Origin of the sequence: Pseudomonas sp. ANT_H12B, from assembly GCF_008369325.1 — a bacterium.
In the GTDB taxonomy this organism is placed as follows: domain Bacteria; phylum Pseudomonadota; class Gammaproteobacteria; order Pseudomonadales; family Pseudomonadaceae; genus Aquipseudomonas.
In genome coordinates this window covers 101,593-122,589 of sequence record NZ_VOBI01000013.1, presented here as the reverse complement: position 1 = coordinate 122,589, position 20,997 = coordinate 101,593, and the positions used below count along the sequence as shown (strand labels likewise).

At 54.9% G+C, this 20,997-nt stretch carries 21 protein-coding genes; 2 read left to right on the top strand and 19 right to left on the bottom strand.

What is annotated here, in order from left to right; all coding sequences use genetic code 11:
* Positions 1–20 precede the first annotated feature (20 nt).
* A complete protein-coding gene (locus tag FQ185_RS20265; RefSeq protein ID WP_017341679.1) occupies positions 21–218 on the top strand; it encodes a co-regulatory protein PtrA N-terminal domain-containing protein in 198 nt (65 codons plus the stop codon).
* Positions 219–360: 142 nt separating this feature from the next.
* Entirely contained in the window at positions 361–693 is a 333-nt protein-coding gene (locus FQ185_RS20260; protein ID WP_017341680.1) for a DUF2790 domain-containing protein, read from the top strand.
* A 377-nt stretch (positions 694–1,070) separates the two neighbouring features.
* On the opposite strand, the gene FQ185_RS20255 is transcribed toward FQ185_RS20260, so the two are convergent.
* From FQ185_RS20255 to mnmG, 19 genes are all read right to left on the bottom strand, one after another.
* Entirely contained in the window at positions 1,071–2,396 is a 1,326-nt protein-coding gene (locus tag FQ185_RS20255) for an OprD family porin (protein ID WP_149418969.1), read from the bottom strand.
* Between the two features lie 712 nt (positions 2,397–3,108).
* Positions 3,109–3,411, bottom strand: a complete 303-nt coding sequence (locus FQ185_RS20250) for a hypothetical protein (protein WP_149418968.1) — start codon at positions 3,409–3,411, stop codon at positions 3,109–3,111.
* 375 nt (positions 3,412–3,786) lie between these two features.
* The gene (locus FQ185_RS30215; protein WP_232392672.1) at positions 3,787–4,566 is read right to left on the bottom strand and encodes a hypothetical protein; all 780 of its coding nucleotides are present in this window, start codon (positions 4,564–4,566) and stop codon (positions 3,787–3,789) included.
* 336 nt (positions 4,567–4,902) lie between these two features.
* On the bottom strand, positions 4,903–6,735 hold the full coding sequence (glmS, locus tag FQ185_RS20240; protein WP_149418967.1) for a glutamine--fructose-6-phosphate transaminase (isomerizing): 1,833 nt from the start codon (positions 6,733–6,735) through the stop codon (positions 4,903–4,905).
* 1 nt (position 6,736) lies between these two features.
* Entirely contained in the window at positions 6,737–7,513 is a 777-nt protein-coding gene (locus FQ185_RS20235; RefSeq protein ID WP_149418966.1) for a DeoR/GlpR family DNA-binding transcription regulator, read from the bottom strand.
* Positions 7,514–7,730: 217 nt separating this feature from the next.
* Positions 7,731–9,098: a bifunctional UDP-N-acetylglucosamine diphosphorylase/glucosamine-1-phosphate N-acetyltransferase GlmU gene (gene glmU, locus FQ185_RS20230; RefSeq protein ID WP_149418965.1), complete on the bottom strand. Its 1,368-nt coding sequence runs from the start codon at positions 9,096–9,098 to the stop codon at positions 7,731–7,733.
* A gap of 117 nt (positions 9,099–9,215) precedes the next feature.
* Positions 9,216–9,641, bottom strand: coding sequence for a F0F1 ATP synthase subunit epsilon (locus tag FQ185_RS20225; protein ID WP_007969909.1), 426 nt, complete (start codon positions 9,639–9,641; stop codon positions 9,216–9,218).
* A gap of 45 nt (positions 9,642–9,686) precedes the next feature.
* Positions 9,687–11,066: a F0F1 ATP synthase subunit beta gene (gene atpD / locus FQ185_RS20220; RefSeq protein WP_149418964.1), complete on the bottom strand. Its 1,380-nt coding sequence runs from the start codon at positions 11,064–11,066 to the stop codon at positions 9,687–9,689.
* A gap of 27 nt (positions 11,067–11,093) precedes the next feature.
* Positions 11,094–11,954, bottom strand: coding sequence for a F0F1 ATP synthase subunit gamma (gene atpG, locus FQ185_RS20215; protein WP_149418963.1), 861 nt, complete (start codon positions 11,952–11,954; stop codon positions 11,094–11,096).
* A gap of 50 nt (positions 11,955–12,004) precedes the next feature.
* Complete coding sequence (gene atpA / locus FQ185_RS20210; protein WP_008007884.1) at positions 12,005–13,549, bottom strand: F0F1 ATP synthase subunit alpha; 1,545 nt, start codon at positions 13,547–13,549, stop codon at positions 12,005–12,007.
* Positions 13,550–13,570: 21 nt separating this feature from the next.
* Positions 13,571–14,107: a F0F1 ATP synthase subunit delta gene (locus FQ185_RS20205; RefSeq protein WP_149418962.1), complete on the bottom strand. Its 537-nt coding sequence runs from the start codon at positions 14,105–14,107 to the stop codon at positions 13,571–13,573.
* Positions 14,108–14,119: 12 nt separating this feature from the next.
* Positions 14,120–14,590, bottom strand: coding sequence for a F0F1 ATP synthase subunit B (locus tag FQ185_RS20200; protein ID WP_064680524.1), 471 nt, complete (start codon positions 14,588–14,590; stop codon positions 14,120–14,122).
* A gap of 54 nt (positions 14,591–14,644) precedes the next feature.
* Entirely contained in the window at positions 14,645–14,902 is a 258-nt protein-coding gene (gene atpE, locus FQ185_RS20195; RefSeq protein ID WP_002555987.1) for a F0F1 ATP synthase subunit C, read from the bottom strand.
* A 133-nt stretch (positions 14,903–15,035) separates the two neighbouring features.
* A complete protein-coding gene (gene atpB / locus FQ185_RS20190) occupies positions 15,036–15,905 on the bottom strand; it encodes a F0F1 ATP synthase subunit A (RefSeq protein WP_149418961.1) in 870 nt (289 codons plus the stop codon).
* 16 nt (positions 15,906–15,921) lie between these two features.
* Entirely contained in the window at positions 15,922–16,329 is a 408-nt protein-coding gene (locus FQ185_RS20185) for a F0F1 ATP synthase subunit I (protein ID WP_007948092.1), read from the bottom strand.
* A gap of 147 nt (positions 16,330–16,476) precedes the next feature.
* On the bottom strand, positions 16,477–17,349 hold the full coding sequence (locus FQ185_RS20180; RefSeq protein WP_109626980.1) for a ParB/RepB/Spo0J family partition protein: 873 nt from the start codon (positions 17,347–17,349) through the stop codon (positions 16,477–16,479).
* Between the two features lie 9 nt (positions 17,350–17,358).
* Positions 17,359–18,156 (bottom strand): ParA family protein, encoded by a 798-nt coding sequence (locus tag FQ185_RS20175; RefSeq protein WP_149418960.1) that lies wholly within the window; start codon positions 18,154–18,156, stop codon positions 17,359–17,361.
* Between the two features lie 18 nt (positions 18,157–18,174).
* Positions 18,175–18,819, bottom strand: coding sequence for a 16S rRNA (guanine(527)-N(7))-methyltransferase RsmG (gene rsmG, locus FQ185_RS20170; RefSeq protein WP_149418959.1), 645 nt, complete (start codon positions 18,817–18,819; stop codon positions 18,175–18,177).
* Positions 18,816–20,708, bottom strand: coding sequence for a tRNA uridine-5-carboxymethylaminomethyl(34) synthesis enzyme MnmG (gene mnmG, locus FQ185_RS20165; RefSeq protein ID WP_149418958.1), 1,893 nt, complete (start codon positions 20,706–20,708; stop codon positions 18,816–18,818). The genes rsmG and mnmG overlap by 4 nt, the downstream gene beginning before the upstream one ends.
* Between the last annotated feature and the right edge of the window lie 289 nt (positions 20,709–20,997).

Below are 20,997 nucleotides of genomic sequence, written 5' to 3'. Positions count from 1 at the left end.
TAACTATATGAGGTGTCAGTATGAAAATTGCTCAAATCTGCGCTCTTGCGGGTGCTTTAATCCTTTCTTCAGTTGCTTTAGCCGAAGGTGGGGGGGACAGAACCTTCGAAAAAATGATGGCGGCGCGAGATGTGGCAATGGAGGCATATGTTGCTAGAGAAGGGAAGAGCGTTCCCGTGGTTTCAAGTGATGCTAAAGATGAGACAGGTAAAATGTAGTAGTACTGCGTATAAAAAACCGCTTCCGGCTTCCGGCGGCGGTTTTTTTTACGGCTTTATTACACATTCGTAACCTAGCCGCCACGCCATCGCAATGTTCGAATTGATATCCTTGTAACAGTTAATATATGAGGTACTAAATATGAAGTTCATGAGTATTATTACTTTCGCTGGAGCTCTGACGTTATCCTCTCTCGTACTGGCGGAAGGGGGAGGAGACAAAGCCTTTGAAAAGATGATGGTGGCGAATGCTAAAGCCATGGAGCAGTATGCAATTAGCCAGGGGAAAAGCGCCCCTGTGTCGAAAGAATACGAGTACGGGATGAAGGTGGATGTTGTGAAGGTTATCAGTGTGGTGCGGCCTGCAAAAGTCTGCGCAGTGGTGCCCGCCGCAATGACCTATGAAGATTCAAAAGGACAGCTAAATACAATTAGGTACACTGTGGCTGGAGAGTGTCGTAAACGAGGCGGCTAGCAGCTATGCTGCTGTCAGAGGGATTTATAACGCTCGATTAACCTCAATACTTAGAGGTATCGGGCGTTTTTTATATGCTCGTGTTTTAACGGGCATAAAAAAGACGCCCCGAGGGACGTCTTAAAAATTCACCTTTTTCCAAAGGAGCTTCTAAAGGTGAGCTTGGAGCTTTTAACTGAACAGCGATGAGTTTCAGATTTTCACATACTAGCTACTTGTCTGTAGGACTCCAACCAGATGCGCTAGCTAGATTCCTATTAACTCCCACTCACTATAAGCAATTCAAGTTAACATGAAGATGATTGAAAAATTACATTTTTGAAATCTTTCTAGCGAAAACGGGATATTCGTGAGGAACGAATTATCCCGTTCAGGTATTACAGAATCGCTAGTGGGTACTCAACGATCACACGGACTTCATCCAAATCAGACTCAAACGCGGTTGCACGGGTGTTCATTTGTCGCAAGCGAAAGGACATATCTTTCAAGGAGCCTGTCTGAACGACGTATTTTACTTCGATGTCGCGCTCCCAACGTTTCTGATCGGTCAACGGGTTTCCATCCGCATCGCGCCGCATGTATGTGGCGTTGGCGTTGGAGTAGTCAGCGTCGGTGCCACGACCATAACGTGTCATAAACGACAAGCCAGGTACACCATACGAGCTCATGTCGAGGTCGTAACGCACCATCCATGAACGTTCTTTTGGCGAGTTGAAGTCGCTGTACTGGATTGAGTTGTCGAGAAAGATGGAATCCGACTGACGCAGGTAGTCGAAGTCGTCGTTACCATTATTTCGCTGGTGAGAAAGTGCAAGTGAGTGTGCGCCATACTTCACGCCAACCTTAGCGCTCCAAATATTGTTGTCGAACTCGCCCAGCAGTTTTTTCCCTTCGTCAACGGCCTTGTAGTAATTCACACCGCCGAATACGGAAAGCTCATCAGACAAGGAGTAGTTCAACCCGGTGCCAGCATAGTATTGATTCCAGGCGTCTTTGAGACGACTGGAGTAAAGACTAACGATAATATTCTTATTCACATTGTAGTCGCCACCAAAATAGCCGACCCAAGGTGAGTTAACTGGGCCTGCATAGAAGGTTGCGAAGTTGTCGCGCATATTGCTGGAGACTGGTTGACTCATAGCATGCAGGCGACCACCCTGAACTGTCAGCCCTTCGATGCTGGTATTGGTAGCGGTCACACCACGGAAACTTTCCGGTAAAAGCCTTGAGTCGCCAGAAGCCACGACAGGGTTGGCGGGAAATACATCACCTACTTTCACCACAGTGTCAAAAGCGCGAACTTTTGCCGCGCCACCGACTTTCGTGTATTCATCTCGTGCTTCGCCGTCGCCATTGACAGGTAGCACATCGAATGAACTACGACCGCCGTTACGACCGTCACCCGTATCAAGCTTCAAACCGATCATCGCGAAAGCGTCGACGCCCACGCCTACAGAGCCTTGGGTAAACCCGGATTCGAACTTACTGATAATCGCATGCGACCAAGCTTCGGAGTAGCCATTGCCCGTGGGGCTTGATTGACCGTTACGATGATCACGATTGAAGTAGAAATTTCGATTGAGCACGGTAAGGCTGCTGTCTTCGATAAACCCCCCAGTCTTTTCCTCCGCAAACACTATAGAAGGCCCAGAACTGACAACCAACGCCAAAGCGGCCATCGAAAATTTCGTATTGTTATCCATTAATCACTCCTTAGGTTCGGCAGAACTAGAAAGCTCTTCGGCTGGAATTATTGTTTACGGGAGCAGTTTCTGCTCCCGTATCGCCGCCGACTTGTATCGTTGCAATTTGAAGATAACGGGGAGATGATTGAAAAATTACAATTCTGTAATGTTCGCCTGTTTTTTCAAAATTAACTTTTGCGGCATGCCCCCAACCGATGGGTGGCTCTACCTTTACTAGGGCTTTTCTCAGGAATTCTCTTAACCAGCAGCACGAATCCACACCTGAAAGTGCGCATGCTCAGGAGCTGAAATCAGTTCTCGATGCATCGTCACAGTGAAGTCGAACCGAGATCGTTTAGATTTTTGGCTCACCTGACCAATCTGACCATCACACAGCTTTATATGATTCAAGCAGTGACCGCGGTCAAGTTGGGATGCGGTAATAGCTGTACCCGGAAGGCGGTCGCCGCTAACCAAAATGGGATAGCGATAGCGGAAATATTCCGGATGTAGTGTTGTGGAGTTCCCCATCCGCTTGTTCAAAAAACCGAGTATTTTTTAATACTGCTGGAGTTGTTGCTTTTGGACTTTATCAGCCAGTCCCTATTACGGCGCATACTGGTCAAGTTACATGCAAACGAATGTCTGCAAGAAAACAACTGGCTGGTCAGTGGTATTGCATAGGGAGCAAGAGCAGTGCAATGAAGCACGCTCTTTAACGACACGATAGTTACTGGATGGGTTTGACCGAGACCACATCGAAATATTTGAATTTCTTTTTTTTAGCTTCTTTTTTAGCCTCTTGTTCCGCGATAAGAGTACTCAGCGTGTTCGCATCATAAATGAACACGCTCACGTCGCCTTCGAAGTCCTTGGTAACGTGCAGTGTCACCCTCAGCTTCGGTGATAGCGGTTTAGAGTTTAGTCGGGGCGTTGGACTCGGCTGCGGCTTTGCGCGTACTACGGGGTCGGATTGTTTTGGGGAGCCGAATAGCGCCAAGCGCATATCCTCCTCATTCAGTTCAACGCTCATCTGGGATTTCTCGTCGCTAATGGAAGACGCGGGACCTTCATTACGTAGACTACGTGGCAAGCTCCTGCTGACCGCCAACTGTGATGGCCTCAGGAGTTTCAAATGGTGGGTTTTCATCTCTTAACGTTTATCACTGAGCGATTGAAAACGACGTGGCCGAGGGATAAGCCAGATTTCCTGCAAAGCGCAGCCTTTATGAAAACCGCCGCACGCTCCAGCTCCGTTGAGGATGCTGCGTGCTCAGCTGCCATCTGTTTGTTGCGAGCATAAATTTTTTCCTCGATCAATTGTAGGCAGCGTGGATCATTATTCAACAGTTTGAACTTACTAATCCTATTTCACCTTAAAATTTGCCATAGAAATGAGGCAAAGCCTTTACGGGCTGAGAAAGTTCGGGGCTACGTTGAGCGCGGAAAACACGATCGACAGGATGGTCATCAATAGCCATACGAAACCATCCCAGTATTTTATCGCGGCCAGCAGCAATGCCCCGACGATTGGCAGCAAGGACAGCCCCTTCAGCAAGCGAAAGGTCCTGGTTAGCGTTCGGCCCTGCTTGTCGACCTGGTCGATGGTGATCCTGAGCAAGCCCTGAAGTTTTGGGGGATAGGTTTTTATCTTGTCCTTAAAATCATCGAAGATGACATTGAAACTGTGTAGCAGGCGCTCTGTTTGCAGCATTTGATTGTGCAGGATCGCAAGCAGAACCACAGAGACCACTGCCAGCCCAAGGACAAGAATAAAACCTTCGAATTTTGAGGTGGTTTTCTCCAGCACGACCAGACCCGCTAACGATATCGGCAGGGCAAGCATCTTGCCCGCAATATCGCCCAGTACCCCGCTAAGCTTAGTGCCATAGTCGATTTCAGCCTGGGCCACCTCGCGCCGGGCCCGCTCAAACGAGAAGCTATAGACGTAGGTTTGCAGATTCGCACGGTACGTGGCGAGGACCTCCCGCCACTCCCGCACGATCACCAAGAACAGATTCGGCTCGCTCTCAAACTTCTCGATGACGCTCGCCACCGCCATCCGAATCATCAATTTTCGTTCGGAGAGGTGCGCCTTGTTTTCGTTTTTTCGATTGAGTATTTCTTCCAACAAGCTCAGGTGGTTGAGCTCATAGTCAAGAACCTTGACGTCAACCTGGGTAGGCAACAGAAAAGTTCTCGGAGGCTTAGCCCCATCAGGAGGCAAGGAAAAAACAGGTTATTGCTTCCTCCTTCGTCCGCCGGGATCGCCTCTCCTCGCCCTGAAAAAATAGTTATAGGAAAAAATCGTTCACCATCTGCCGATGGCATAACGCTTTTTAGCCTACTCCCGGAGCGAAACGAAGCGGAAATTCTAGACCGATGGCTCAGCCCGAAAATGAAAACCCCCGTAGATACGGGGGTTTAGGCTTTGTGTCAATCTATGTTGTATCGTGTCAACCTTTATTGTTTTGTGTCAATCTTTATTGTCAGAAACCAATAGCCGGCCTCAGCTGTGGATAACTTATTCCACAGTCACGGATTTCGCCAGGTTGCGCGGCTGGTCGACGTCGGTGCCCTTCAACACGGCCACGTAGTACGAGAGCAGTTGCAGCGGGATGGTGTAGAGGATCGGCGACAGGATGTCGTGAATGTGCGGCATGTGCACAACGTGAGTCCCTTCGCCATTGGTCATGCCAGCCTTCTCGTCGGCGAAGACGATCAGCTCACCGCCACGGGCGCGGACTTCCTGGAGGTTGGACTTCAACTTCTCCAGCAGTTCGTTGTTCGGCGCCACGGTCACCACCGGCATGTCGTTATCCACAAGCGCCAACGGGCCGTGTTTCAGCTCACCGGCCGGATAGGCTTCGGCGTGGATATAAGAGATTTCCTTGAGCTTGAGCGCCCCTTCCATTGCCACCGGGAACTGCGCGCCTCGACCCAGGAACAGCGTGTGGTTCTTCTCGGCGAACAGCTCGGCGATTTTCTCCACAGTGCTGTCCATCGCCAGCGCTTCACCTAAGCGAGTTGGCAGGCGACGCAGTTCTTCGACCAGCGTGGCTTCGATGCCTTTGGCGAGTGTGCCGCGAACCTGGCCCAGGGACAGCGTCAGCAACAGCAGGCCAACCAATTGAGTGGTGAACGCTTTGGTCGATGCCACGCCGATTTCGCGACCGGCCTGGGTCAGCAGGGTCAGGTCGGATTCACGTACCAGCGAGCTGATGCCAACGTTGCAGATCGCCAGGCTGGCGAGGTAACCCAATTCCTTGGCGTTGCGCAGGGCGGCCAGGGTGTCGGCGGTTTCGCCGGACTGGGAAATGGTCACGAACAGGGTGTCCGGCTGCACTACCACTTTGCGGTAGCGGAATTCGCTGGCGACTTCGACCTGGCACGGGATGCCGGCCAACTCTTCGAGCCAGTAACGGGCAACCATGCCGGCGTGGTAACTGGTGCCGCAAGCGACGATCTGCACGTTACGCACTTTGGCGAACAGCTCGGCAGCCTGTGGACCGAACGCTTGCACCAGCACTTGATTCTGGCTAATGCGACCTTCCAGGGTGCGCTGCACCACGGCCGGTTGTTCGTGAATTTCCTTGAGCATGAAGTGGCGGAATTCGCCTTTGTCGGCGGCTTCGGCGCCATCGCGGTACTGCACCGACTCACGTTCGACCACTTGGCCGCTCAGGTCCCAGATCTGCACGCTGTCGCGGCGAATTTCGGCGATATCGCCTTCTTCCAGGTACATGAAGCGGTCAGTGACCTGACGCAGAGCCAATTGGTCGGAAGCCAGGAAGTTTTCACCCATGCCAAGACCAATCACCAGCGGGCTACCGCTGCGAGCAGCGACCAGACGATCAGGCTGATCAGCGCTGATCACTGCCAAACCATAAGCACCGTGAAGCTCTTTAACTGTCGCCTTGAGAGCGACGGTCAGATCGCACAGATCCTTGAGTTTGTGGTTCAACAGGTGAGCGATGACTTCGGTGTCGGTGTCCGAGGTGAACACATAACCCAAGGCTTTCAATTGTTCGCGCAGGGCTTCGTGGTTCTCGATGATGCCGTTGTGCACCACGGCCAGATCACCGGAAAAATGCGGGTGAGCGTTGCGTTCGCACGGCGCTCCGTGTGTGGCCCAGCGGGTGTGGGCGATACCGAGGCGACCGACCAGAGGTTCTTCGGCCAACGCCAGCTCCAACTCGCTGACTTTGCCCGGACGACGCATGCGCTCAAGCTTTTCGTCGTTGGTGAACACCGCCACACCGGCACTATCGTAGCCACGGTATTCCAGGCGCTTCAGGCCTTCGAGCAGGATGGCGGTAATGTTACGTTCTGCGACTGCGCCGACAATTCCACACATGCTATTTCTCCTGACTGACAACCGCGCAAATCAAATTGATCCCGCGGGCCTGAATCTGATCCCGTGCCTCAAGCGGCAGGCGATCATCGGTAATAAGGGTATGGACGCTGCTCCAGGGCAGCTCCAGGTTGGGAATCTTGCGTCCGATCTTGTCGGACTCGACCATCACCACCACTTCGCGGGCGACCTCGGCCATGACTCGGCTCAGTCCCAGCAATTCATTGAAGGTGGTCGTGCCGCGAATCAGGTCGATGCCATCGGCACCGATGAACAACTGGTCGAAGTCGTAAGAGCGTAGTACCTGCTCGGCAACCTGCCCCTGAAAGGACTCGGAATGCGGGTCCCAAGTGCCGCCGGTCATCAACAGCACCGGCTCGTGCTCAAGCTCGCTCAACGCGTTGGCGACATGCAGGGAATTGGTCATCACCACCAGACCCGGTTGTTGACCAAGTTCCGGAATCATCGCCGCGGTCGTACTGCCGCTGTCGATGATGATTCGCGCATGCTCGCGAATCCGCGTAACGGCTGCGCGAGCAATGGCCTGCTTGTATTTGGAAACCGGCTGACCGATATCGGCTACCAATTCCTGAGGCATGGTGATCGCGCCGCCATAACGGCGCAGCAGCAGGCCATTGCTCTCAAGCGCCGCCAGATCCTTGCGGATCGTAACTTCCGAAGTTTCGAAACGTTTGGCCAGCTCATCCACACTGACTTCGCCCTGCTCATTGAGCAAGGCGAGGATATTGTGACGGCGTTGAGGTGTATTGCGTTTCGACATGGCTTGGTAAGTTTCGATTCGAAAGATAACGTAAGCAATCAAAACCTATTGGCGAAACTTCGTCAAGCCAGCACAAGAAAAATATCTGTGGATAAAAGCATCGCGGGCAAGCCCGCCCCCACAAGGTTTGCGAAATCCTTGTGGGAGCGGTCTTACCCGCGATTACGATCGATCAGGCTGTGAATAACTCAAACCTGATAATGCAACTGTGGATAACTTAAGCTTTCTTGATCTTCTCCGGCCGCTTCCAGCCATCGATGTTCTTCTGACGCGCACGCCCCACAGCCAATTGTGCGTTATCCACATTTTGCGTAATGGTCGACCCGGCCGCAGTCGTCGCACCGTTAGAGATATCCACAGGCGCAACCAACGAGTTGTTGGAACCGATAAAGACATCTTCACCCAATACGGTTTTCCATTTGTTGGCGCCGTCATAGTTGCAGGTGATGGTGCCCGCGCCGATGTTCGTGCGCGCACCGATCTCGGCATCGCCCAGATAGGTCAAGTGACCGGCCTTGGCGCCTTCGCCCAGATGAGCGTTCTTCAGCTCAACGAAGTTACCCACATGTGCTCGTGCTTCCAGCACCGTGCCCGGACGCAAACGAGCGAACGGGCCGGCATCGCTGCCTTCACCGAGGATAGCCCCTTCAATGTGACTGTTGGCCTTGATCACCACGCCTTTGCGCAGGGTGCTGTCCTTGATCACGCAGTTCGGACCGATCACTACGTCGTCCTCGATAACGACCTTGCCTTCGAGGATCACGTTGATGTCTATCAGCACGTCGCGGCCGACGGTGATTTCACCGCGAACATCGAAACGAGCAGGATCACGCAGGGTCACGCCCTCAGCCATCAACCGACGACCCGCACGCAGCTGATAGTGACGTTCAAGCTCGGAAAGCTGCTTGCGGTCGTTGGCGCCCTGCACTTCCATGGCGTCATGCGGTTGCTCGGTGGCCACCAGCAGACCGTCGCTGACTGCCATCTCGATCACGTCGGTCAGGTAGTACTCGCCCTGCGCGTTGTTGTTCGAAAGACGGCTCATCCAGCCAGCCAATTGCGCGAACGGCAGCGCCAGAATGCCGGTGTTGCCTTCAGTGATCGCTCGCTCGGCTTCGTTGGCGTCTTTCTGCTCAACGATGGCTGTCACTTTACCGTCGGCGTTGCGGACGATGCGGCCATAGCCGGTCGGGTCATCCAGTTCGACTGTCAACAAACCCAGTTGCTGCGGCGCTACTTGCTTGAGCAAACGCTGCAGGGTCTCGACTTCGATCAATGGCACGTCACCATAAAGAATCAGGACGGTGTCGGACTCAATGAAAGGCACCGCTTGAGCAACGGCGTGGCCAGTCCCAAGCTGTTTGTCCTGCAGGACAAAATTCAGATCATCCGCCGCCAGACGCTCGCGCACTGCATCGGCACCGTGGCCGATCACCACGTGGATGCGCTGCGGATCAAGTTGTCGGGCGCTGTGGATAACATGGCCGAGCATCGAGTTGCCGGCAATCGGGTGCAGGACTTTCGGCAGCGCCGAACGCATGCGAGTGCCTTGGCCAGCAGCGAGGATAACGATTTCAAGAGACATGACTGGCTACCAATCCTGGGTGGTCAGCGGCTGCGACCAGGTTATGAATGTCGGAAAAGAAAAAAGGGTAGCCGAGGCTACCCTTTTTAATCAATCGCGCAACAAGTTGATGGCCTATTAGTGGCCGAACTTCTTGCGGATCTGCTGGACGGTGCGCAGCTGAGCTGCAGCCTCGGCCAGACGTGCGGCAGCAGAACCGTAATCGAATTCCGCGCCTCGTTCATGCAAGGCCTTCTCGGCAGCCTTAACGGCTTCCTGAGCGGAGGCTTCATCCAGGTCGGCAGCACGTTGCACGGTGTCGGCAAGAACCTTGACCATGTTCGGCTGAACCTCGAGGAAACCACCGGAGATGTAATACACCTCCTCTTCCCCGCCCTGCTTGACCAGGCGGATCGGGCCCGGCTTGAGATTAGTGATCAGCGGCGCGTGACCCAGGGCGATACCAAGATCACCCAGTGCACCGTGCGCAATCACCATCTCGACCAGACCGGAAAAGATTTCCCCTTCCGCGCTGACGATATCGCAATGGACTGTCATAGCCATCTGATTGCCTCAACCTAAATTAGCGCCCGTTGCCGGGCGCCGGGATTACAGTTTCTTGGCTTTCTCGATCGCTTCTTCGATGCCGCCGACCATGTAGAACGCTTGTTCTGGCAGGTGGTCGTAGTCACCGTTGAGGATGCCTTTGAAGCCAGCAATGGTGTCTTTCAGGGAAACGTATTTACCCGAAGCACCGGTGAAGACTTCAGCCACGAAGAACGGCTGCGACAAGAAACGCTGGATCTTACGAGCACGGTTTACCAACTGCTTGTCGGCTTCCGACAGCTCGTCCATACCTAGGATCGCAATGATGTCCTTCAGTTCTTTGTAACGTTGCAGGACATACTGTACACCGCGAGCGGTGTCGTAATGTTCCTGGCCGATTACGTTCGGATCCAGCTGGCGCGAAGTCGAGTCGAGTGGATCGACCGCCGGGTAGATACCCAGGGAAGCGATGTCACGGGACAGAACGACGGTGGCGTCCAAGTGGGCGAAAGTGGTCGCTGGCGACGGGTCAGTCAAGTCATCCGCAGGTACGTATACCGCTTGGATCGAGGTGATCGAACCGTTTTTGGTCGAAGTGATACGCTCTTGCAGAGTACCCATCTCTTCGGCCAGGGTCGGCTGGTAACCTACTGCGGAAGGCATACGGCCCAGCAGTGCGGATACTTCAGTACCGGCCAGGGTGTAACGATAGATGTTGTCGACGAACAGCAGAACGTCGTTACCTTCGTCACGGAACTTCTCGGCCATGGTCAGGCCGGTCAGTGCTACGCGCAGACGGTTACCCGGCGGCTCGTTCATCTGACCGTAAACCAGTGCCACTTTGTCCAGAACGTTGGAATCCTTCATCTCGTGGTAGAAGTCGTTACCCTCACGAGTACGCTCACCCACACCGGCGAACACGGAATAACCGCTGTGCTCGATGGCGATGTTACGGATCAGTTCCATCATGTTTACGGTTTTGCCTACACCGGCACCACCGAACAGACCGACTTTACCACCCTTGGCGAACGGGCAAACCAGGTCGATAACCTTGATGCCGGTTTCCAGCAGGTCGTTGCCGCCCGCTTGTTCAGCGAAGGTTGGCGCAGGACGGTGAATGCCCCAGCGCTCTTCGGTATCGATCGGGCCAGCTTCGTCGATCGGGTTACCCAGGACGTCCATGATCCGGCCCAGAGTCGCTTTACCGACTGGTACGGAGATGGCAGCGCCAGAGTCTTTGACTTCCAGACCGCGCTTCAAGCCCTCGGTGGAACCCATCGCAATGGTACGAACCACACCGTCGCCCAGCTGCTGCTGAACTTCGAGAGTAGTCCCGGCCGCGCTTTGTACCAACAGCGCGTTGTAGATGCTCGGTACGCTGTCGCGTGGAAATTCCACGTCGATAACGGCGCCGATGATTTGAACGATACGTCCGCTACTCATAGCTGGATCCTCTGAATATTTGAACCGTTAAACCGCGGCAGCGCCGCCGACGATTTCCGAGATCTCTTGGGTGATCGCAGCCTGACGCGCCTTGTTGTAGACCAGCTGCAAATCGCTGATCAAATCACCGGCGTTGTCGGTAGCGTTCTTCATCGCGATCATCCGCGCAGCTTGTTCAGCCGCGTTGTTCTCGACCACCGCCTGGTAGACCTGCGACTCCACGTAACGGACCATCAAGCCGTCAAGCAGCTCTTTGGCGTCCGGTTCGTACAGATAATCCCAGTGGTGCTTGAGTGCCTTATCCGGGGTTGCCTCCAGTGGAATCAACTGCTCCACGGTCGGCTGTTGCGTCATGGTGTTGATGAACTTGTTGGACACCACGGACAGGCGGTCAATACGGCCGTCCAGGTAGGCATCCAGCATCACCTTGACGCTGCCGATCAGATCATTGATCGACGGCTCTTCACCCAGGTGGCTGATAGCTGCAACGACGTTACCGCCGAAGTTGCGGAAGAAAGCCGCACCCTTGCTACCAACAACACACAGATCGATCTCGACGCCGTTTTCGCGGTTTACCGCCATGTCCTTGACCAGGGCCTTGAACAGGTTGGTGTTCAAGCCACCACACAGACCACGGTCACTGCTCACAACCACATAACCGACGCGCTTGATTTCACGCTCGATCATGAAGGGGTGGCGATATTCCGGGTTGGCGTTGGCCAAATGACCAATAACCTGGCGGATGCGCTCCGCGTAAGGACGGCTAGCAGACATGCGCATTTGTGCCTTGCGCATTTTGCTGACCGCCACTTTTTCCATGGCGCTGGTAATCTTTTGCGTGCTTTTGATGCTCGCAATCTTACTGCGAATCTCTTTTGCGCCTGCCATGTAACACCTATCAGGTTAGCAAGCGGGAGCCTCGCGGCTCCCGCTGCGGCTTACCAGGTTTGGGTGGCCTTGAACTTCTCGATACCGGCTTTCATGCCAGCGTCGATTTCGTCATTGAAGTCACCCTTCACGTTGATCTTCGCCATCAAATCGGCGTGATCGCGGTTGAAGAAAGCAATCAGCGCTTGTTCGAAGCTGCCGATCTTGGCGATTTCAACGTCAGTCAGGAACCCACGCTCAGCGGCATACAGCGACAGCGCCATGTCAGCGATCGACATTGGTGCGTATTGCTTCTGCTTCATCAGCTCGGTAACGCGCTGACCATGCTCAAGTTGCTTACGGGTCGCTTCGTCCAGGTCAGAAGCGAACTGGGCGAATGCCGCCAGTTCACGGTACTGAGCCAGAGCGGTACGGATACCACCGGAGAGCTTCTTGATGATCTTGGTCTGAGCGGCACCACCCACACGGGATACCGAAACACCGGCGTTCACAGCAGGACGGATCCCGGAGTTGAACATGGCCGATTCCAGGAAGATCTGACCGTCGGTGATGGAAATCACGTTGGTCGGAACGAACGCGGAAACGTCGCCAGCCTGGGTTTCGATGATCGGCAGTGCGGTCAGGGAACCGGTTTTGCCGGTCACTGCGCCGTTGGTGAACTTCTCTACGTACTCTTCCGAAACGCGGGATGCGCGCTCCAGCAGACGGGAGTGGAGATAGAACACGTCGCCTGGGTAAGCTTCACGGCCTGGTGGACGGCGCAGCAGCAGGGAAATCTGGCGGTAAGCCACTGCTTGCTTGGACAGATCGTCATAAACGATCAGCGCGTCTTCACCGCGGTCGCGGAAGAATTCACCCATGGTGCAACCGGAGTACGGAGCCAGGAATTGCAGTGCTGCAGATTCCGAGGCGCTCGCAGCCACGACGATGGTGTTAGCCAGTGCGCCGTTTTCTTCCAGCTTGCGAACCACGTTAGCGATGGTCGATTGTTTCTGACCGATTGCTACGTAGACGCAGAAGATGCCGCTGTCTTTCTGGTTGATGATCGCGTCGATCGCCAGAGCGGTTTTACCGATCTGACGGTCACCGATGATCAGCTCACGCTGGCCACGGCCGACAGGGATCATGGCATCGACAGCCTTGTAGCCAGTCTGTACAGGCTGGTCTACCGACTTACGCCAGATCACACCTGGAGCAACTTTCTCGACCGCATCGGTCTCGGTGTTGTTCAGCGGACCTTTGCCGTCAACTGGGTTACCCAGTGCGTCGACTACGCGACCCAGCAGTTCCTTACCAACCGGAACTTCGAGAATGCGGCCGGTGCACTTGGCGCTCATGCCTTCAGCCAGAGACTGGTAGGAGCCCAATACAACGGCGCCTACAGAGTCTTGCTCAAGGTTGAGGGCCATGCCGAAGACGCCGCCCGGAAACTCGATCATCTCGCCGTACATGACGTCGGCCAGACCGTGAATCCGCACGATACCGTCAGATACGCTGACGACAGTGCCTTCGTTACGGGCTTGGGAGGTCACATCGAGCTTGTCGATGCGGCCCTTGATAATTTCACTTATTTCGGAAGGATTGAGTTGCTGCATTGCTCTGCTGCCCCTTCAAACTCAAGATTTCAATGCTTCGGCAAGGCTCGCGAGTTTGCCGCGAACCGAGCCATCGATAACCAGGTCGCCGGCGCGGATGACAATGCCCCCAATAAGGGATTTGTCTTCCTCGACTTGCAGGCGCACTTCCCGGTTGAGTCGTGCACTGAGAACCTTGGCGAGTTTGTCTTGCTGTTCTTGGTTCAATGCAAAAGCACTGGTGACTTCAACGTCTACCGATTTCTCTTGTTCGGCCTTGTACAGGTCAAACAGAGCGGCGATCTCCGGCAACAGCGGGAGACGGTCGTTTTCGGAAACGACGTTAATGAAGTTCTGTACCTTCACATCAAACTTGTCGCCGCACACGTCAATAAACGTGGCGGCCTTGTCTGCGCTCGTCAGTCGCGGGGCCTTGAGCACGCGCTGCATGGTGTCGTCTTGCGACACTGCTGCAGCCAGGCCGAGCATGGCTGACCAAGAGGCCAGTTGCTGGTGGGCCTGGGCGTGCTCGAAGGCTGCCTTAGCGTAAGGTCGGGCCAACGTGGTCAATTCTGCCATGATCGCCCTCGCTTAAATTTCAGCAGCCAGTTTGTTTACCAGCTCCGCGTGCGCGTTTTGATCGATTGTGGCACCCAGGATCTTCTCGGCGCCGCCAACGGCCAGAGCACCCAATTGGGCACGCAGCGCGTCTTTGACACTGTTCAGTTCCTGTTCGATCTCGGCCTGAGCCTGAACCTTCACACGTTCAGCGTCGATACGGGCTTTTTCAACAGCCTCTTCGACGATCTGATTACCGCGTTTCTTGGCTTGCTCAATGATTTCAGCTGCCTGAGCTTTTGCTTCGCGCAGTTGATGACCCGCTTTCTCTTGGGCCAACTCCAGGTCGCGAGCTGCTCGGCTGGCAGCATCCAGTCCATCCGCGATCTTCTTCTGACGTTCGTGCAAAGCCGCGATGACCGGAGGCCACACGAACTTCATGCAAAACAGTACAAAAATGAAGAACGCAACGGACTGGCCAATCAGGGTTGCATTAATGTTCACGCCAACACCTCGCTCGTTCGTTGCACATCACACCAATTACTCGAAGGCGAGTAATTAGCCAGCGAGTTGACCAACGAATGGGTTCGCGAAGGTGAAGAACAGAGCGATACCAACACCGATCATGGTTACGGCGTCGAGCAGACCGGCAACGATGAACATTTTAACTTGCAGCATTGGAACCATTTCTGGCTGACGCGCTGCGCCTTCCAGGAATTTGCCGCCCAACAGGCCGAAACCAATTGCGGTACCCAGTGCACCCAGGCCGATCAACAGTGCAACAGCGATAGCGGTTAGACCAACTACAGTTTCCATCTTTCCTCCCGACTTTTACGTCGTATGGTTTAGGTTTTTTAGATTTTAAAGCGGTAAAACAAATCGTTTCATAGCCCTGTTCGGGCCCCCACTCGTTTGACCGAGTGGGACATCAGACTAGTCGAGACTGGTCTTAATGGTTCTCTTCGTGCGCCATCGACAAGTAAACGATGGTCAGCATCATGAAGATAAACGCCTGCAGGGTAATGATCAGGATGTGGAACACAGCCCACGCCCACTGCAGAACAATGCCCAGGCCGCTAAGCCAGAGCAGACCGCTGCCGAACATCACAGCAATCAGAATGAAGACCAGTTCGCCGGCGTACATGTTGCCGAACAGACGCAGTGCCAGCGAGATTGGCTTGGCGATCAGTGTCACGAACTCCAGCAGGAAGTTCACCGGAATCAGCAGGGCTTGAACGAAGATGTTCTTGCTGCCGAACGGGTGCAGGGTCAGTTCGCCGATGAAGCCGCCGATGCCCTTGACCTTGATGCTGTAGAAAATGATCAACGCGAACACCGACAGGGCCATGCCCAGGGTAGCGTTCGGGTCAGTGGTCGATACGGCACGGAACGGAATGTGCGCATCGCCAGTGATCAGGATGGCCAGCTGAGGAATCCAGTCGACCGGGATAAGGTCGACGGCGTTCATCAGGAAGACCCAGACGAAGATGGTCAGTGCCAACGGTGCAATCACCGGACTACGGCCATGGAAGCTGTCTTTCACGCTGCCATCGACGAATTCGACCAATACTTCAACGAAGTTCTGCAAAGCACCAGGCTGACCGGAAGTCGCCTTTTTCGCCGCCATGCGGAAAAGAAGAACGAAGATCAGACCCAACGCGACCGACCAGCCGAGGGTATCGACGTGGAAAGCCCAGAAGCCCATTTCTTTGGCTTCTGCTGCGGTGTGGGCAAAACCCCACCCGCCAGTTGGGTGCTGACCGAAGGTCAGGTTCTGCAAGTGGTGCTGGATATAGCCCGAAGCGGTTGTTTCTGCCATGGTTGCCTCAAACGCCCTAAGGTCTCGAAAGTCTTGTTCTCATCAGCAGGGGCGCGAACCAGCTGACCAGTTGGGTCAACACGAAGACGCCGAATACAGCTAGCGGCGCCAATGGCTTCACACCTGCAAACGTCAATGCAAAGAGCACTGCCGTCAAAATCAGTTTGCCCGCCTCGCCGGCATAAAAAGACCGGACGATGGCTTGAGCTGCTCGGGCGCCGGAAAACCGAAATGCCCTGTGAGCGAAATAGACATTGGGCAGCAAGGCTATCAGGCCTCCGCAAAGTCCTGAGTACCCGGCAACGACTCCATGCCAGTACCAGAGCGCCAAAGCGGCCAGTACTAAAACGACAAATTGAGCCAGTAAGACCGGAAAAACTGCCAGGCGATGGAACGGCAAGCGGTTTGGCGTGCGGCTTTCCATCGTTTTTGCTCCCAATGATCGGCTGCCAGAATTCAATAACTTGGCATAATTTGTGCCGACAAAATGCGCGCAGAGTATAGGGGCGGTTCTGCCCCTATTCAACCGTCAGGTAGTGATTTCCACCTGCACGCTACATGAGGAAATGTTTCAGCGAATGTGTGCGAGTACACCTTGAAGCTCATCGAGGGAGTTGTAACCGATCACCAACTGCCCCTTGCCCTTTTTTCCGTGGCGAATCTGCACCGCAGAGCCTAGGCGCTCGGCCAGGCGCTGCTCGAGTCGGGCAATATCCGGGTCCGGCTTTACCGGTTCAGCAGGTTCCTGTTTACCGCTCAACCACTGGCGAACCAGTGCTTCAGTCTGGCGTACAGTCAGCCCCCGTGCGACAACGTGTCGCGCCCCTTCAACCTGTTGATTTTCCGGTAAACCGAGCAAAGCACGGGCATGACCCATTTCCAGGTCGCCGTGAGACAGCATGGTTTTGATGACTTCCGGCAACGCGATCAAGCGTAGCAGGTTGGCCACGGTCACGCGGGATTTGCCCACCGCTTCGGCCACTTGCTGCTGAGTCAGCTGGAATTCCTGCTGCAAACGCTGCAAGGCCACTGCTTCTTCGATCGGATTAAGGTCTTCGCGCTGGATGTTCTCGATCAGCGCCATGGCGATCGCGGTTTCATCCGGTACATCGCGAACCATCGCCGGGATGGTTTCCTGGCCAGCCTGCTGGCTGGCGCGCCAACGGCGTTCGCCGGCGATGATTTCGAAGCGGCCGTTACCAATCGGTCGAACCACGATCGGCTGCATCACGCCCTGGGCCTTGATCGACTGCGCCAGTTCTTCCAGCGCCTGAGGGTCCATGTCCCGACGCGGCTGGTACTTGCCGCGCTGGATCAGGTCCAGGGGCAAGTGCTGCAACTCACGCTGGTCAGCCTGCACCGCTTGTTCTTCCAGCGAGCTGACAGTCGGACCACTCAGCAGTGCATCCAGTCCACGTCCGAGACCTCGTTTCTTGACGGCCATGGGGATTCCTTAAGTTGCCTGAACGGCGGCGGTGCGTGAATTTTTGCGTTGACGGCGAACCATCTCGCCCGCCAATGCCAGATAGGCAATCGCGCCCCGCGATGATTTGTCGTACGCCAGCGCCGGCATGCCATAGCTTGGCGCTTCGGCCAGGCGGATGTTGCGCGGAATGACTGTGTCGTAGAGCTGCTCGCCGAAGTGTTCCTTGAGCTGCGCCGAAACGTCGTTCATCAGGCTCAGGCGCGGGTCATACATGGTCCGCAACAAGCCTTCGACTTTCAGGTTAGGGTTCAGCAGTTCAGCGATACGCTTGATGTTATCCACAAGGTCGCTCAAGCCTTCGAGTGCGAAGTATTCGCACTGCATGGGGATAATCACCCCATCGGCAGCCACCAGTGCGTTAAGCGTGAGCATCGACAACGACGGCGGACAGTCGATCAAAATGTAATCGTAGTTTTCACGAATAGGCGCCAACGCACTGCGCAGACGGCTTTCCTTCATCTGCATTTCCAGCAGAACCACTTCGGCCGCCGTCAGGTCGCGGTTGGCCGGCAACAGTTGGTAACCACCGTGCTCGGAGTAGTGCATGGCCTGGGCCAGATCGCATTCACCGATCAGCAGGTCGTAGACCGAATTTTCCAGGCTGTGTTTATCCACACCGCTACCCATGGTGGCGTTGCCCTGTGGATCGAGATCGATCAACAGCACCCGGCGCTTGGTAGCGACCAGGGAAGCTGCGAGGTTGATGCAGGTGGTGGTTTTGCCCACACCACCCTTTTGGTTCGCTATTGCGAATACCTTAGCCATTCTTGCTTGTGTTCCCAATCATGCCGTGCGGCGCAGTATCAGCAGATGACGTTGGCCTTGGCAACCAGGTACGGCCAGGGCGTGTTCGCTATCGAGGTGGAAGTCTGCCGGCAATGCTACCAGCTCATCGGCGGGATGAACGCCCTTCATTGCCAGCCAACGCGTATCGGTGTCACCGAGGTGGCGAGTCCAGTTGCTGAAGTTCTCCATGCTGCTGAACGCCCGGGAAATGATCCCGTTGAATGGCTGTGCAGGCTGAAAGGCTTCGACGCGACTGTGGATAACTTGCAGGTTATCCAGTTTGAGTTCGAGTTTGACCTGAGTCAGAAAGCGGGTTTTCTTGCCATTGCTGTCAAGGCAAGTGACCTGAGACTCTGGAAACAGGATGGCCAACGGAATACCCGGCATGCCACCACCGCTGCCAACGTCCAGCCAGCGACCGTTTTCGACAAACGACATCACGCTCAAACTATCGAGCAAGTGACGGGACACCATTTCATCCGGATCGCGCACGGCGGTCAGGTTGTAAGCCTTGTTCCATTTGATCAACAGGGCCAGATAACCCAGCAGCTGAGTGTGCTGGGTGTCTGACAGTGTGATACCGAGCTGGCGAGCACCTGTGGATAACTCTTCGGCGTGTTGCAAGGTGACCAACGAACTCAAGCGCTTTGCTCCAACTGACGGCCCGCGCCGCGTTTTTTCAAATGAATCATCAACAGCGAAATCGCTGCCGGGGTGACGCCCGGGATACGTGACGCCTGGCCCAAGGTCTCTGGACGAGTCGCACCGAGCTTGCTCTGGATCTCTTTGGAGAGACCGGAAATGTTCGTGTAATCGATATCCACAGGCAACTTGGTGTCTTCGCTTGCCCGCAGACGCGCGATTTCATCCTGCTGACGATCGATGTAGCCGGCGTATTTGGTCTTGATTTCGACCTGCTCGGCGACTTGTGGATCTTCTGCACCACCACCGGTTACGGCGATCAGCCCAGCGTAGTCGATTTCCGGACGGCTCAGCAGGTTGAGCAAGTTGTATTCGTGGGTCAGTGGCGTACCGAATTTTTCGGAAATCGCGTCGCCCTGCTCGGTGCCCGGGCGGACCCAAGTACTTTTCAGGCGTTGCTCCTCCAGCGTGATGCTTTCGCGTTTGGTGCAGAACGCCGCCCAACGCGCGTCGTCCACCAGACCCAGTTCGCGACCTTTTTCGGTCAAGCGCAGGTCGGCGTTGTCTTCGCGCAGGATCAGGCGGTACTCGGCGCGGGACGTGAACATCCGATACGGTTCCTGGGTACCCAGGGTGATCAGGTCGTCGACCAACACCCCGATGTACGCCTCATCGCGTCGCGGACACCAGGCATCTTTGCCGTGTGCGCGCAGTGCGGCGTTGGCCCCGGCCAGCAAACCCTGGGCGCCGGCTTCTTCGTAACCGGTGGTGCCGTTGATTTGCCCGGCGAAGAACAGACCGCCGATGACTTTGGTTTCCAGGCTGTACTTCAGGTCACGCGGGTCGAAGTAGTCGTACTCGATGGCGTAGCCCGGACGCACGATGTGCGCGTTTTCCATACCGCGAATCGATTGCACGATCTGCAATTGCACGTCGAACGGCAGGGATGTGGATATCCCGTTCGGGTACAGCTCGTTTGTGGTCAGGCCTTCCGGTTCGATGAAGACCTGATGGCTTTCCTTGTCGGCAAAGCGATGGATCTTGTCTTCGATCGATGGACAGTAACGTGGGCCAATACCTTCGATCACCCCGGAATACATCGGCGAGCGATCAAGGTTGGCAGCAATGATTTCGTGGGTTCGCGCGTTGGTGTGGGTAATCCAGCAGCTGATCTGTCTCGGGTGCTGCTCTTTGGAACCCATGAACGACATGACCGGGATCGGCGTATCGCCTGCTTGCTCGGTCATCACCGAGTAATCCACAGACCGACCGTCGATACGCGGCGGTGTACCGGTTTTCAGGCGACCAACACGCAGTGGCAATTCACGCAAACGATGAGCCAGGGCGATCGACGGCGGATCACCGGCGCGACCGCCGGAATAATTCTGCATCCCGATGTGGATAAGTCCGCCGAGGAAGGTGCCAGTGGTCAACACCACGGAGTCTGCGAAGAAACGCAGGCCCATTTGGGTGACAACACCACGCACTTGTTCCTGTTCGACGATCAAGTCATCGGCAGCTTGTTGAAATATCCACAGGTTCGGCTGGTTTTCCAGGGTTTCGCGGACAGCGGCTTTGTACAAAACCCGATCGGCTTGAGCGCGAGTTGCACGCACGGCCGGGCCTTTACGGCTGTTCAATACGCGAAATTGAATACCACCTTTGTCGGTGGCCATGGCCATCACGCCGCCCAGGGCATCGATTTCCTTGACCAGGTGGCTTTTGCCTATCCCGCCAATGGCAGGGTTGCAACTCATGGCACCGAGGGTTTCCACGTTATGCGTCAGCAACAGGGTTTTTGCCCCCATGCGTGCTGACGCCAGTGCTGCCTCGGTACCGGCATGACCGCCGCCGATGACGATCACTTCAAAACGGGAAGGGAAATCCACCACGCACCTCGTGCCTGCTTCAGTTAGGTAATCAGGAATAGTTTGAGCTCAGGTTTTTGGACCTGGGCGGCAAGTATAGGGACTTCGCCCTTCCTAAAGAACCCTTTGCACAAAATTTAACCAGCTGTGGAGAAGTCGCGGTTATAGAAATTAAAAAGAGAGAAATTTATTAAATCTTTGTTTTTATGTTTATTTCTACTGAGCACAATTTCTGTGGATAGATCTCTACAGACCTTTATTTTCAATATGTACAGAGATTCAAAACCCTGTGGTCATGTGCCAATGAGGC